Origin of the sequence: Vreelandella aquamarina, assembly GCF_044805175.1 — a bacterium.
GTDB lineage: Bacteria > Pseudomonadota > Gammaproteobacteria > Pseudomonadales > Halomonadaceae > Vreelandella > Vreelandella aquamarina_B.
Window position 1 is genome coordinate 318,044 of sequence record NZ_CP085232.1, and the last position, 14,049, is coordinate 332,092.

The 14,049-nt window shown below is 59.4% G+C and carries 14 protein-coding genes; 12 read left to right on the forward strand and 2 right to left on the reverse strand.

Features of this window, described 5'->3' with window-relative positions:
• Positions 1-31: 31 nt before the first annotated feature.
• Entirely contained in the window at positions 32-646 is a 615-nt protein-coding gene (locus tag LG300_RS01540; protein ID WP_404376661.1) for a TetR/AcrR family transcriptional regulator, read from the forward strand.
• A 53-nt stretch (positions 647-699) separates the two neighbouring features.
• A complete protein-coding gene (locus LG300_RS01545; RefSeq protein WP_404377958.1) occupies positions 700-1,323 on the forward strand; it encodes a 1-acyl-sn-glycerol-3-phosphate acyltransferase in 624 nt (207 codons plus the stop codon).
• 5 nt (positions 1,324-1,328) lie between these two features.
• Here the strand turns inward: LG300_RS01545 and LG300_RS01550 are convergent, their stop codons facing one another.
• Together LG300_RS01550 and LG300_RS01555 are read right to left on the reverse strand one after the other, a co-directional pair.
• Positions 1,329-2,603 carry an HlyC/CorC family transporter gene (locus LG300_RS01550; protein WP_159340922.1) on the reverse strand — a complete coding sequence of 425 codons (1,275 nt, stop codon included), beginning with the start codon at positions 2,601-2,603 and terminating at the stop codon, positions 1,329-1,331.
• A 102-nt stretch (positions 2,604-2,705) separates the two neighbouring features.
• On the reverse strand, positions 2,706-3,503 hold the full coding sequence (locus LG300_RS01555; RefSeq protein WP_285263784.1) for an inner membrane protein YpjD: 798 nt from the start codon (positions 3,501-3,503) through the stop codon (positions 2,706-2,708).
• A 257-nt stretch (positions 3,504-3,760) separates the two neighbouring features.
• On the opposite strand from LG300_RS01555, the gene ffh reads away from it, so the two are divergent.
• The 10 genes from ffh to LG300_RS01605 all read left to right on the forward strand — a co-directional run bounded on the left by ffh (position 3,761) and on the right by LG300_RS01605 (position 14,045).
• Positions 3,761-5,164 (forward strand): signal recognition particle protein, encoded by a 1,404-nt coding sequence (ffh, locus tag LG300_RS01560; RefSeq protein WP_404376662.1) that lies wholly within the window; start codon positions 3,761-3,763, stop codon positions 5,162-5,164.
• Positions 5,165-5,456: 292 nt separating this feature from the next.
• Positions 5,457-5,705, forward strand: a complete 249-nt coding sequence (gene rpsP, locus LG300_RS01565; protein ID WP_009098555.1) for a 30S ribosomal protein S16 — start codon at positions 5,457-5,459, stop codon at positions 5,703-5,705.
• Positions 5,706-5,763: 58 nt separating this feature from the next.
• Positions 5,764-6,309, forward strand: a complete 546-nt coding sequence (gene rimM / locus LG300_RS01570; protein WP_285263785.1) for a ribosome maturation factor RimM — start codon at positions 5,764-5,766, stop codon at positions 6,307-6,309.
• Positions 6,310-6,398: 89 nt separating this feature from the next.
• Positions 6,399-7,175, forward strand: a complete 777-nt coding sequence (gene trmD / locus LG300_RS01575) for a tRNA (guanosine(37)-N1)-methyltransferase TrmD (RefSeq protein WP_404377959.1) — start codon at positions 6,399-6,401, stop codon at positions 7,173-7,175.
• A gap of 152 nt (positions 7,176-7,327) precedes the next feature.
• Positions 7,328-7,684 carry a 50S ribosomal protein L19 gene (rplS, locus tag LG300_RS01580; protein WP_285263786.1) on the forward strand — a complete coding sequence of 119 codons (357 nt, stop codon included), beginning with the start codon at positions 7,328-7,330 and terminating at the stop codon, positions 7,682-7,684.
• Positions 7,685-7,788: 104 nt separating this feature from the next.
• On the forward strand, positions 7,789-8,670 hold the full coding sequence (gene xerD / locus LG300_RS01585; protein WP_404376663.1) for a site-specific tyrosine recombinase XerD: 882 nt from the start codon (positions 7,789-7,791) through the stop codon (positions 8,668-8,670).
• Positions 8,645-9,436, forward strand: a complete 792-nt coding sequence (locus tag LG300_RS01590) for a DsbC family protein (RefSeq protein WP_404376664.1) — start codon at positions 8,645-8,647, stop codon at positions 9,434-9,436. The genes xerD and LG300_RS01590 overlap by 26 nt, the downstream gene beginning before the upstream one ends.
• An 85-nt stretch (positions 9,437-9,521) precedes the next feature.
• The gene (locus LG300_RS01595) at positions 9,522-10,838 is read left to right on the forward strand and encodes a homoserine dehydrogenase (protein ID WP_285263789.1); all 1,317 of its coding nucleotides are present in this window, start codon (positions 9,522-9,524) and stop codon (positions 10,836-10,838) included.
• Between the two features lie 3 nt (positions 10,839-10,841).
• Entirely contained in the window at positions 10,842-12,230 is a 1,389-nt protein-coding gene (gene thrC, locus LG300_RS01600; RefSeq protein ID WP_404376665.1) for a threonine synthase, read from the forward strand.
• Between the two features lie 6 nt (positions 12,231-12,236).
• Positions 12,237-14,045, forward strand: coding sequence for a DHH family phosphoesterase (locus LG300_RS01605; RefSeq protein WP_404376666.1), 1,809 nt, complete (start codon positions 12,237-12,239; stop codon positions 14,043-14,045).
• Positions 14,046-14,049 lie beyond the last annotated feature (4 nt).

The window sequence follows — 14,049 nt, forward strand, 5'->3', positions numbered from 1 at the left end:
CCCTGTTTGCCGTTGACCTGAAGAGATCGCCATGGCCCGTCCTAGACAGCATGCGCCCGATGCCCTCCACGCGCAGGTCATGCACGCATGTGATGAGTGGTTGGCTAAACAGCCAGTCCATGGCTTATCACTGCGTGCCTTGGCCAGAGAGGTGGGCTGCGCGCCCAGTACGCTGCTAAAACTCTACGGCAGCTTTAATAATCTATTGCAGCACGTCAACGTCGAAACCCTCGCACGTTTGCAGCATACCATTACCAGCTTGGCTGAGGATGACCCAGAGCCTTGGCTGCGTTCGCTGGCGCATGCCTATTGGCGATTTGCTGAGCAGGACTGCTACCGCTGGCAGCTGCTGTTTGATTACCCGCTCGCCCAGGAAGGGGAGCTGGACCAGCGCCAGAGCGACCTGATTGAAGCCCTGTTTACTCAGGTAGAGTCATCGTTAAAACAGTATCAGCCCGCTTTGGACGACTTAGAGGCACGCCGTCTTGGCCGCACCCTTTGGGGTAGCGTCCACGGCCTAGTGCAGTTGGGTTTGAACGAGCGGCTAGGCTACTGGCAGGGGCAGCAGCTCAAGGTGGATGAATTGCTGGACCAGCTAATGAGCACCATGCTGGCCGGATTGCGTCACCGAGGTGCAAGGGCGTGACATGGGGGATCAACACTATCCGCTGTTTGCTGCGTCGCGTTATCTATGTGGCCATGCGAGGCTGTTACCGGCTGTCGGTGCATGGCCAGGAGCATGTGCCCAAGCAGGGTGCGGCACTTGTGGTATGTAACCACGTTAGCTTTATGGATGCGTTAGTGCTGGGCGGTGGAAGCCCGCGCCCGCTGCGTTTCGTGATGGACCAGCCCATTTTTGAATCCCGCTGGCTGAAGTGGTGGTTTCAACTGGTCGGCGCTATCCCGATTGAGTCTGAGCGCCACAGCCCGGGCGCGCTGCGGCGCACGTTGGATGAGGTAAGCAAAGCGCTGCGTCAGGGTGATATCGTGATGGTGTTTCCAGAAGGGCGGTTAACGCCGGATGGCGAGATTCACACCTTCCGCCGTGGGCTTGAGACGATTCTCGCCCGCGACAACGTGCCGGTGATTCCGGCAGGTTTAGCGGGGCTGTGGGGTTCGTGGACCTCCCACTACGGCGGCAAAGCGCTCAAGAAATGGCCGTCGCGGTTTAGGGCGCCGGTGAGCCTACACTTTGGCCCGCCCATTGCCGTACATGAGGCTGAAGGCGTGGCGCTAAGGCGTTTCTTGGAGCAGCGCGTCAGAGCCTTGAAGGCAGCGGGTGATAGCGAAATCGCCCGCTGCCAAAAAAGCCGTCTGGGTTAAAAGCCCTAGCGGCGTGGCAAGCGGAGCTTTTGCCAGCAGCGTGCTGAGGTAATCAGGTTGTCGCGGATTTCCAGAATCTCCATCCGCGTATTGCCGATTTGCAGGCAGGCGGGGCCTTCTGGGAAGGCCTCCAAGTGCTCAAGGATGAGCCCGTTTAGCGTCTTCGGGCCATCGGTGGGCAGCTGCCACCCCAGCATCTTATTGATTTCACGGATGTTCGCTGTGCCTTCAATCACGTGGCTGCCGTCGTCCTGCTGATGAATCTCGTCGTCTTCGGAAACGTCGGTGGTGAACTCGCCCACAATCTCTTCCAGAATATCTTCCAGGGTGACCAGGCCCTCGACGTCGCCGTACTCATCCACCACGATGCCGATCCGGCGCTTTTGCTTCTGGAAATTCAACAGCTGCGTATGCAGCGGTGTAGACTCGGGAATGAAGTAGGGTTCCCGCGCTTCTTGCACGATGGCCGCTTTGGTGACTTCGCTGCGGGATAAAAAGCGCGCCGCGTTGCGCAGGTGCAGCATGCCAATAATGTTGTTGATATCGCCCTTATACACCGGCAGGCGCGTATGCTGGCTGGTGCGGATCTGGGTCAGAATATCTTCCAGCGAGTCATCCAGGTCGATGCCCAGCACTTCATGGCGGGGCACCATAATGTCGTTCACCGTCACGTTTTCGAGGTCAAGTATCGACAGCAGCATGGCCCGGTGGCGGTAGGGGATCAGCGTACCCGCCTCATGTACCACGGTACGCAGCTCGTCACGGGTCAGGCTGTCGCCGCCGTTATCCACGCTTTTGACGCCCACTAGCCGCAGCAGTCCGTTCGACATCACGTTGACCAGCCACACTAAGGGATAGAGCAGCTTGAGCAGCGGCTCCAGGGCAAACGAAGTGGGGTATGCGATACGCTCAGGCTTGATGGCTGCGTAGGTTTTGGGCGTCACTTCCGCGAAAATCAAAATGGTGATGGTGAGCAGCGCCGTGGAAATGGCAGGGCCGGACACATCGCCAAAAAAGTGGATGGCAATAATCGTGGCAATGGAAGCCGCGAGGTTATTAACGAAGTTATTGCCAATCAGAATAACGCCAATCAGGCGGTCGGGGCGGGTGAGAAGACGCATCACGCGCTTGGCGCTACGGTCGCCGCTGTTAGCCTGGTGGCTAAGCCGGTAGCGGTTGATCGACATCATGCCCGTTTCAGAACTAGAGAAGAAGGCAGATAGCAGGATGAGTAAGGCTAGCAGGCCGAACAGTAACCCCAGAGGGAAGTCGTCGCTCAAGTCGAAAATTCCTTTATGACGTATTAAGCTCGATTTGTAGAAGCATGGCAGTGGCGTGTCAAGCGCACGTGTGCGGGGGCGTTAACCGCTAAGCGCGTGGGCCTAGCGATTCAGCAGGATTTCCAGCACAAACTTACTACCAAAGTAGGCCAACAGTAGTAGGGCGCAGCCACCCAATGTCCAGCGTACGGCGCGCATGCCGCGCCAGCCAAAACGATAGCGGCCCACTAGCAGCGTCGTGAAAATAACCCACGCGCCCAGCGAAAGAGCGGTCTTATGTACCAGGTGCTGAGCAAACAGGTTATCGAGGAAGATTAAACCGCTGATAATCGAAAGGGTCAGCAGTACAACCCCTGCCCATATCAGCTCAAACAGCACGCGCTCCATGGTGGTAAGCGGCGGCAAAGACTGCACAATGCCACGGATATGGTGGTGACGCAGTGCCTGATTCTGTAGTCCTACCAATACCGCCTGAACGGCAGCAATGGCCAGCACGGCAAAGGCCAATGCGGAGCTAACGGCATGGAGCAGGATGCCTAGTGTTAAGCCGCTATGGCTGCCCTGGCTAGGCAGCCAGGTGGCAACAATCAGGGCGATCCCAGCCAGTGGAAACAGGGCAATGCCGGCATTGAGCACAGGTTTGAACAGACTGGCCACCAGCACAACATTGACCGCTACTGCCATGAGCAGCGTCGCGCTGGTGGTGAAACCCGGCAGTAGCCCAGGCGATTCGCCAACCAGTTGGACAACGACCGGGATATGCAGCAGCAGGCCCAGCGCGCCCAGTAGGCGTACCATGCCCTGGCGGGGAGGCACCCGGCGAAACAGTGTCATGCCCTGCCAAATAGCAGCAGCGACGTAAAGTATAAAAGCGATCGTGGCGAAAGGGAGCGCCTGCATGATGCTATCCGTGCGCCTTGCAGCGCGTTGTTGAGACAATGGTTGAAAAACGGCTGATCAGTCCAGCAAATAAGTCCAGCAAAGTTAACATCTGGCCATTTAGGACGGCTTGCCTACTATAACCAATCAAAGCGGCGTCGCACAGCCATCAAGCGCCAATGGTGACGCCCATGGAGACTCGCGCCACGAGCGCGTATAATCGCGACCACATTCGTCCGGTGAATACGCCCGGCGACAGCGACGGAGGCAGAGGCCCCATGTTTCAGAATCTGAGCGAGCGTCTTTCCCAGACGCTGAAGTCGATCAAAGGCCAAGCACGGCTAACCGACGACAATATCAAAGATACCCTACGCGAAGTACGCAAAGCGCTGCTGGAAGCCGACGTGGCGCTGCCGGTTGTCAAAGCGTTCATTGAGCGGGTGCGCGAACGGGCGGTGGGGCAAGAGGTTTCTAAAAGCCTCTCGCCGGGCCAGCAGTTCGTTAAAATCGTCCAGCAGGAGCTGGAAGCGATTATGGGCGAGGCCAACGAAGGCCTCAGCCTAAAAGGTTCCCCAGCCGTGGTGCTGATGGCGGGTTTGCAGGGGGCGGGTAAAACCACCTCCGTCGCCAAACTGGCCCGCTACCTGCGCGAGCGCGAGAAGAAAAAGGTGCTGGTGGTCTCGGCGGACGTTTACCGCCCGGCGGCCATCGACCAGCTCGAAACCCTGGCGAAAGAGGTCCAGGTCGACTTCTTCCCTTCGCGCTCGGACCAGAAGCCGGTCGACATTGCCAATGCGGCCATCAAGCACGCCAAAATACAGTTCCATGATGTCGTGCTGGTGGATACCGCAGGCCGCCTAGCCATTGACGAAGCGATGATGGCGGAAATTCAGGCGCTGCATAAGGCGATTTCCCCCCAGGAAACGCTGTTCGTCGTCGACGCCATGACCGGCCAGGATGCGGTGAATACGGCGAAAGCGTTCCACGACGCGCTGCCGCTCACCGGTGTCATCCTCACCAAGGCAGATGGCGATGCCCGTGGCGGTGCCGCGCTCTCGGTGCGCCATATTACCGGCAAGCCCATCAAGTTCATGGGGGTGGGCGAGAAGGTTGATGCGCTAGAGCCTTTCCACCCCGACCGCGTCGCGTCGCGCATCCTGGGCATGGGCGACATGCTGTCGCTGATTGAAGAGGCCGAGCGCGCCGTCGATAAAGACAAAGCTGCCAAGCTCGCCAGCAAAGTCAAAAAAGGCGATGGTTTTGACCTGGAAGACTTCCGCGACCAGCTTCAGCAGCTCAAGAAAATGGGCGGTATGGGTGGCCTGCTGGGCAAACTGCCGGGCATGGGCCAAATGGCTGAACTGGCCCAGGGCCCTGGCCCTGAAAAAGAGCTAGGCAAGCTGGAAGCGCTGATTAACTCGATGACGCCCAAAGAGCGCCGTAAGCCAGAGATTATTAACGGCTCACGTAAGCGCCGTATTGCCGCAGGTGCCGGCCTTCAGGTGCCGGACCTTAACCGCCTGCTAAAGCAACACAAGCAGATGCAGAAAATGATGAAGAAAGCGGGCAAGAAAGGCGGTATGCAGAAAATGATGCGCGGCATGTCAGGCATGATGGGCGGTGGTGGCGGCCCTGGTGGCATGGGCGGAATGGGCGGCGGCGGCGGTTTGCCCTGGCGGTAAGCGGCGCCCCTTACGTATTTTGAGCGCTTGGCAAGGTTGACGGCCTGTGAGTTTTCTGGCTGCCAGGCTTTCCAAGCCGAGCGCATTTGCGTAGAATGCGGCCTCTTCATGCGTGGGTGTTGGCAAAATGTGCGTTAGCACGGCTCCAATGCTTGCCAGTGAAGGTCCTGATGGTGCGTTGCCAAGGCTTATATAAGCAGGTGGTGCACCAAGAAAACAGTATGACGAGTGTTCTGATAGCGGTTAGCGCTATGTCCCACTCTCGTAACCTCAACCGAAGGATAGTTATCGTATGGTTACCATTCGTTTGGCACGTGGTGGCGCCAAAAAGCGTCCCTTTTATCACCTGACTGTTACCGACTCTCGCAACGCCCGTGACGGCCGTTTCATCGAGCGTATTGGTTTCTTCAACCCGGTTGCCCGTGGTCAGGAAGAGCGTCTGCGCGTTGATCTGGATCGCGTGACTCACTGGCAGAGCCAAGGCGCCCAGCTGTCTGGTCGTGTTGCTGAGCTGGTTAAAGAAGCGCGCAAACAGGCCTAAGCCTGTTGCTCGTCGCAAGTCATAGCAATAGATGCTGTTGTAGCCGGAGTAGTCGTCAATGACGCGTTTTAACACTAGCCATACTGACGACACGCACGTAGTGCTTGGTAAGCTCACCAGCCCTCACGGGATTAAAGGTTGGCTAAAGGTGTACTCCTATACCAATCCCATGGACAGCATTTTAGATTACCCCGAGTGGTGGGTGCGCCAAGGGGAAACCTTGACGCGCATGACCGTGATTCAGGGGAGTCGGCAAGGCAAAGGGCTTGTCGTGCAGCTGAAGGGCATCGATGACCGAACGGCAGCCGAGGGGCTGGCGCAAGCGGACATCCTCATGCCTAAAGAGGCACTGCCTGAGCTTTCCGATGACGAATATTACTGGCATGAGCTTGAAGGTCTTACTGTCTTCACTCAGTCAGGCGAGCGGTTAGGGCAGGTCAGCTACCTGTTTGAAACCGGCGCAAACGATGTCATGGTGGTACGCGGCGATAACGACTCAATCGATAAGCGCGAGCGGCTGTTACCCTTTCTGCCCGATGATGTGATTGTTGATATCAGCCTGGAAGACGGCCGTATGGTGGTTAACTGGGACCCTGAGTTTTGATGAGCCCAGACGCTTTGAACGAACTTACGGCGACGGATACAACGGTGGCAGCAGAGGAAGCCGCAGGTAGTCAAACAGACGCACCAGCGATGTGGATTGGGGTTGTGTCACTGTTTCCTGAAATGTTCGATGCGATTACCCAGCAGGGTGTCATCGGTCGGGCGGTAGAGAAGCAGCGCATTGCCCTAGAGTTCTGGAACCCGAGGGATTACGCCACCGACCGCCACCGCAGCGTGGACGACCGCCCCTATGGCGGCGGCCCTGGCATGCTGATGAAGGTAGACACCCTCAGGGCGGCTATCTTTGATGCTCGCCAACGTGCCGAGCAGGCCACCGGCCTTACGCCGACAGTGATCTACCTATCGCCTCAAGGGCGCCGGTTGGATCAGCAAGGGGTGCAAGCACTCGCCTCGGCAGGCCCGCTGGTCGTGGTTGCTGGGCGTTATGAAGGCATCGACGAGCGTGTGGTGGAGAGTGACATCGATGAAGAGTGGTCGATTGGCGACTATGTGCTGAGTGGCGGTGAGCTGCCCGCGATGGTGCTGATCGACGCAGCGGCAAGGCTGGTACCCGGCGTGCTGGGCCACCAGGATTCCGCTATCGAGGACTCGTTTAATGACGGCTTGTTAGACTGCCCGCACTATACCCGTCCAGAAGTGATCGACGGGCGCCAAGTGCCTGAGGTGCTGCTCAGCGGAAATCATGCAGCCATCAAGCGCTGGCGGTTGAAGCAGTCGCTGGGGCGTACCTGGCAGCGTCGTCCTGACTTATTGGCAGGGCGCACTCTTAACGCCGAGCAGCAAGCGCTGCTAGACGAGTTTATCGAGGAACACGCTCTGCGCACTACCTCGGATAGCAGCGAGTAGCGCAGAGCGGCGGTGCAGGACGAATACGCAGTTAGCGTGCGTACCTGCGTCACCCATAACGACTCCCGCGTGGCTCGCTTCGAGCGCCGGGATCACGGTTTGCCCCTTCCACAACTGCGTGGCAAACCATTACGTTATTTAGGAGTATGAAGATGAGCAGCAAGAACAAGGTGATCCAGGCGATCGAAGCCGAGCAGATGAACAAAGAGATTCCTGCTTTTGCACCGGGCGACACCATCGTCGTTCAGGTTAAAGTAAAAGAAGGTACTCGTGAGCGTCTGCAGGCGTTTGAAGGTGTGGTGATCGGCAAGCGTAACCGTGGCCTGAACTCCGCTTTCACCGTGCGTAAAATCTCCCACGGTGTTGGCGTTGAGCGTACTTTCCAGACCTACAGCCCGCTGGTTGACTCTATCGAAGTCAAGCGTCGTGGTGACGTTCGTCAAGCCAAGCTGTACTACCTGCGCGAGCGCAGCGGCAAGTCGGCGCGTATCAAGGAAAAGCTGGCTTAATCGCCACTTTTTCACGGGCGCCTGGCGCTCGGGTACGGAAAACCCCGTCACCGCTTTGCGGGGCGGGGTTTTTGTTTGTGGCCTCACCGTGAGACCGTTAGCCTATGAGCGTGATTGATGCCTATCTGGATGCCCTGTGGTTAGAGCAGGGAGCCAGCGACCATACGCTAGCGGCCTACCGGCGCGATTTAACCGCCTGGCAGCAGCAGCTTGAACGCGATGATGAAACGCTGCTCACAGCCTCGCCAACGCGTTTTAGCACTTGGATGGAGCAGCGTCGCGAGCAGGGCTACCAGCTGCGCAGCAACGCTAGGATGCTCTCGTCGCTACGCGGCTTCTATCGTTGGGCACGGCTCTATGGCCATATTGACAGCGACCCGCTCGCTAATGTGTCACTTCCTAAAGTGCGCCCCAGCCTGCCCAATACGCTGGAGGAGGAGGAAGTAGAGCGCTTGCTGCTGGCCCCGGATGTGAGCACGCCGCTTGGCGTGCGTGATCGCACCATGCTGGAGCTGCTCTACGCCTGCGGGCTGCGGGTATCTGAGTTGGTGGGACTGACCAGTGACGCAGTGAATTTGCGTCAAGGGGTGGTGCGCGTGCGCGGTAAAGGGGATAAAGACCGCCTAGTGCCCATGGGGGAAGAGGCCGCCGAGTGGCTAGCGCGCTACTTGAAAACCGCACGCCCGGCATTAATGCAGGACCCGACGCGCCCGGCGCTGTTCCCAGGGCGGGGCGATAACGCCATGACACGGCAAACGTTTTGGCACCGCATCAAAGCCCACGCTATCACGGCGGGGATTTCGCGTCCGCTGTCGCCCCACACGCTGCGCCACGCCTTTGCAACCCATTTATTGAATCATGGGGCGAATTTGCGGGTCGTACAGCTGCTGTTAGGCCATAGCGACCTATCCACCACGCAAATTTATACCCACGTTGCCCAGGCGCGCCTGGAGCAGCTACATGCCGAACACCATCCGCGAGGTTAATGAAACAATGCGCCAACGTATGCCCTCAGTTGCGAAAACCTGTGCCCTCTGGCTGTTGCTGGCGGGCAGTGTACTGCCTGCCTTTGCCAACGCCGATGATGCCGCCGAGCGTCTTGCTGAGACGTTGCAAGTTAACGGCCAATCAATGCCGGTAGAGCAAGTGAGCGCCACGCCGATGGAAGGGGTTTACCATGTTCGCCTTGAGAGCGGCGAGTCGTTTTACTCCAATGCGGACGGCAGCCATTTTCTGGTAGGTGACCTCTACCAAAATGCGGATAATGGTCTGGTGAATTTAACCGAGCAGTCTCGCAACCAAGAGCGTGCCGCGGCGCTGGCCACCGTCTCGGAGAGCGAACGGGTGGTGTTTCGCAGTGTCGATGAGCCCAAGGCCACGGTGGTGGTGTTTACCGACCCCACCTGCCCCTACTGCGAGCGCCTCCATGAGACCGTGCCCGAACTCAACGAGCGTGGGATTGCGGTACACTACCTAGCCTTCCCGCGGGCCGGTATGGGGAGCGGTGCGGCTAACACTCTGGAGCAGGTATGGTGCTCGGATAACCGCAGCGAGGCGATGAATCAAGCGAAACAGGGCCAAACCATTGCCGCGTCGGCTAGCTGTGATAATCCGGTAGCTGAGCAGTACGCCCTGGGGCAAGCGTTGGGTGTACAGGGCACACCAGCCATCATCCTGCCCGATGGGCAAATGGTACCTGGGTTTGTACCCCCCGACCGGCTCGTTGCCATGTTAGGCTTGGAAGATGAATAACGTCACCTAAGTGACGAACGAAAACGCTGAGACACTGATTTAAGAAGCGGCACCTGCGGGTGCCCAACACGAAAGGGGAAGTATTTTGAAACCGGTAAGAGTAGGCATTTGTGGGTTAGGTACGGTAGGTGGCGGCACCTTCAACGTATTAACGCGTAACGCCGACGATATTAGTCGCCGCGCAGGCCGCCCGATTGTCATTGAGCAGGTTGCCCACCGCAGTATCCATCCCGACTGCGATATTACCGGCATTAACGCCACCACCGACGTATTCGAAGTGGCTAACAACCCCAACGTGGATGTGCTGGTAGAGCTGATTGGCGGCTACGATATCGCCCGTGAATTGGTGCTCACTGCGATTGCCAATGGCAAACACGTAGTGACCGCTAACAAGGCGCTAATCGCGGTTCACGGTAATGAGATTTTCCGCGCAGCCCATGAAAAAGGTGTGATTGTTGCCTTTGAAGCTGCTGTTGCAGGCGGTATCCCCGTCATTAAATCGCTGCGTGAAGGCCTGGGCGCCAACCGTATCGAGTGGGTGGCCGGTATTATCAACGGCACCGGCAACTTCATTCTGACCCATATGCGCGACGAAGGCCGTGCCTTTGAAGACGTGCTGGCGGAAGCCCAGGCGCTTGGCTACGCCGAAGCTGATCCCACCTTCGACGTGGAAGGGATCGACGCAGCCCACAAGCTGACCATCCTGGCCTCGATTGCCTACGGCGTACCGCTGCAGTTTGAAAAAGCCTTCACCGAAGGGATCTCCCGCATTACTGCCGAAGACGTGGAGCAGGCCGATAACCTGGGCTACGTCATCAAGCACCTGGGGATCTCCAAGCGCACCGATCAAGGGCTGGAGCTACGGGTACACCCCACGCTGATTCCTAAAGAGCGTATGCTGGCCAATGTGCACGGTGTGAAGAATGCGATTGCGGTGATGGGCGATGCGGTTGGCCCCACGTTGTACTACGGTGCCGGTGCCGGTGCCGAGCCAACGGCTTCGGCAGTGGTCGCTGACCTACTGGACGTGGCGCGGGATATTGCCACCGACCACCACTACCGCGTGCCCTACCTGGCGTTTAGCGGCATCGATGAAGATGTTAGCCAGCTGCCGATTATGCCGATGGAAGAGATCACCACGGCCTACTACCTGCGCCTGCTGGCGGTTGACCGCCCCGGCGTGCTGGCCCGTGTCGCAACCATCCTGGCCGAGCAGGGCATCTCCATTGAAGCGCTGATCCAGAAAGAGGCCACCGAAGGTGAACTGGTACCGATCATTCTGCTGACCCACAGCACTAAAGAGAAGCAGATGAACGAAGCGATCCGCGAAATCGAAGCCATGGCGGACATCGCAGGCCCCGTGACGCGTATTCGCGTGGAAAGCTTGGACGAAGGAGAGTAACCCATGCGCTATATCAGCACGCGTGGCCAAGCGCCTGCCCTCTCTTTTGAAGAGGTGGTGCTCACCGGCATGGCCAGCGACGGCGGCCTCTACGTACCGGAAACGCTGCCCAAGTTCTCTCAAGAGGAGCTGGCCAGCATGGCCGGCCTCTCTTATGCCGAGATCGCCTTCCGGGTGATGAAGCCGTTTGTAAACGGTGAGATCGACGATGACACCTTCCGCCGCCTGGTAACCGAGGCGTATGCCACGTTCAATCACGACGCGGTGGTGCCGTTAAAACAGTTGGATGCCAACCACTTCCTGTTGGAGCAGTTCCACGGCCCCACCCTGGCGTTTAAAGACGTTGCCTTGCAGCTGCTTGGCCGCCTGCTGGACCACTTCCTGAAAAAGCGCGGCGAGCGCGCGGTGATTATGGGGGCCACCTCCGGCGACACCGGCTCTGCAGCCATCGAAGGCTGCCGCCACTGCGACAACCTCGATATCTTTATTCTGCACCCCCATAACCGCGTGTCCGAAGTGCAGCGCCGCCAGATGACCTCGGTGCTGGCGAATAACGTTTTCAACATCGCTATTGAGGGCAATTTCGATGATGCCCAGGCGATGGTCAAGGCCAGCTTTGCCAACCAGGAGTTCCTGAATGGCACGCGGCTTGTGGCGGTGAATTCGATCAACTGGGCGCGTATCATGGCCCAGATCGTCTACTACGTGGCCGCAGGCGTGGCCTTGGGTGCCCCCCAGCGGGAAGTGAGCTTCTGCGTGCCGTCGGCCAACTTCGGCAACGTCTTTGCGGGCTACATGGCGTACAAGATGGGCCTGCCGGTGAAGCAATTCATTATCGCCACCAACGCCAACGACATTCTGCACCGCACCCTGGCGGCCAACGACTTCTCCAAGAAAGAGCTGGCGGCCACGCTGGCGCCTTCCATGGATATCGTTGTGTCGTCCAACTTCGAGCGTCTGCTGTTTGACGCTTACGACCGTGACGGTGCCGCTGTGGCCGCGCTGCTGGAGCGCTTCCAGCAAGAGCCCACCGCGCTTGCCGACGCGCCGCTGGCCAAGCTGCGCAAGAAGTTCGCCAGCCATAGCGTGGATGATGAGACGATTCTGGAAGTGATTCGGGAAGCCCACCACCGCACCGGGGAGATTCTCGACCCGCACACGGCCACCGGCTACCGCGCCGCCGAGCGGGCGCGTGTGGATACCTCCACACCAATGATCACCCTGGCCACCGCCCACCCGGCGAAATTCGCTGAAGCGGTGGTTAAGGCGGGCTTCCAGGGCGTTCCGCTGCCGACCCACATGGACGACTTGCTGGAGCGTGAAGAGCGCTACACGGTGCTACCGGCAGAGCTGAGCGCGGTGCAGCGGTTCATTGCCGATAACCGTCGCTGAGGTGGCATGACCCAGGTGCCGCTCTCTGCGCGAACACTCGCTGCACACAATAGCCGTCCCCGCCTAGAGCCTCGTCCCCTGGACGAGGCCGTGTATGCCCGTGCTCAGGCCGAAGGTTTGAGCGAGCTGCAGGCGCGGCTGCTGGCGTCGCGGCTTCCAGGCTACACCGGGGAGCTGGCGCCTCTGGTATCGCCAAGCCTGCGTTATCTGGTGCATCCCGAAAAGCTTGCCGATGGCCGCCGCGCCGCTGAGCGGATCGCCCAGGCGGTCGCTGAGGGCGAATCCATTGGCATTCTGACCGACTACGATGTGGATGGAATCACCTCCCACGTGGTGATTCGGCGCACGCTGGTCGAGCTGTTCGGCGTGCCCGAGCATAAGCTGCACAGCCTGATTGGCCACCGTATTCACGATGGCTACGGCATCAGCCTGCCGCTGGTGGAGCGAACCCTCGGTTTAAAACCGCTGCCGACGCTGGTGATTACCGCCGACTGCGGCAGCTCCGATGAGCCGCGCATTGCGCGGTTAAGCGCGGCGGGTATCGATGTGGTGGTCAGCGATCACCACGCTCTGCCGCTGGAAGGCCCGCCGCCTTCTGCTTACGCCTGTGTGAACCCGACCCGTAGCGACTGCGACTACCCTGATAAAACCATCGCGGGCTGCATGGTGGCGTGGCTATTGATGTCGCTCGCCCGTAGCGTATTGGTCGAGTGGGGCGTACTGCCCGAGGCCACGCCGAAGCTTTCGCCGTGGCTCTCTTATGTCGCGCTAGGCACCGTGGCGGACTGTGTCTCGCTCGGCGGCAGCCCCGCCAACCGAGCGGTGGTGAGCCACGGCTTGACGCTGATTAACCGCATGGACGCCGCCTGCTGGCGGGCCATGGCAGCGCGCTTAGGGGCCGACAGCGTCCCCTTTAACGCTGAAACGCTGGCGTTTCAGATGGGCCCGAGGATCAACGCTCGTTCACGGCTAGATGACCCCTATGCGGCGCTGCACTTTATGCTGGCGGAGAGCGACAGCGTCGCTAACCGGCAGCTAGAGGTGCTTGACCAGGATAACCAGTCCCGCAAGGCGATTGAGGCGGATATGGCCGAGGAGGCGCGGGCACTGGCCGCTCCCGCCTTGGAGGCCAATGAACCTGCGGTGGTCGTACTGCTGGAAGATGGTCACCCCGGTGTGCAGGGTATTGTGGCCTCGCGGTTGGTCCAGGCCTACGGTCGCCCAGCCGTAGTGCTCACGCGGGCGGCGGCACCCAATATGCTTACCGGCTCCGGCCGCTCTATTGACGGGCTGCATTTACGGGACGCACTACAGCGCACCTTTGAGCTTGCCCCAGAGGCGCTGCCGCGCTTTGGGGGCCACAGTGGCGCTGCAGGCGTGGGCGTGCCACGGGAGCAGCTCGACACCTTCAAAGCCGCGTTTTTGCAGGCGATCGGTGAGCAGCTTGGCGACACGCCGCTCTACCCGCGCCTGTGGACCGATGGCGAACTCTCCACCGCACAACTCTCACTGGCGACGCTGGTTGAAATCGAGACGCTGGGCCCCTACGGGCGGGAGTTCGACCCGCCGCTGTTTGAAGGGCGCTTCATTGTGGAAGCGCTGCGCCCGGTCGGCGCAGAGGGCTCGCACCTGATGATGGAGCTCTCTATGGGGGCGGTGACCAGCAAAGCGATCTGGTTCCGTGCGTTAACGCCGGGGGAGCTGCCCTCGTTTGGGGTTGGCGATACCCTGCACTGCGCTTATAAGCTGAATCGCAACCGCTGGCGGGGTCGTGAGTCACTGCAACTGATGGTGGAGCACGCTAGCCCCATCTAACGCG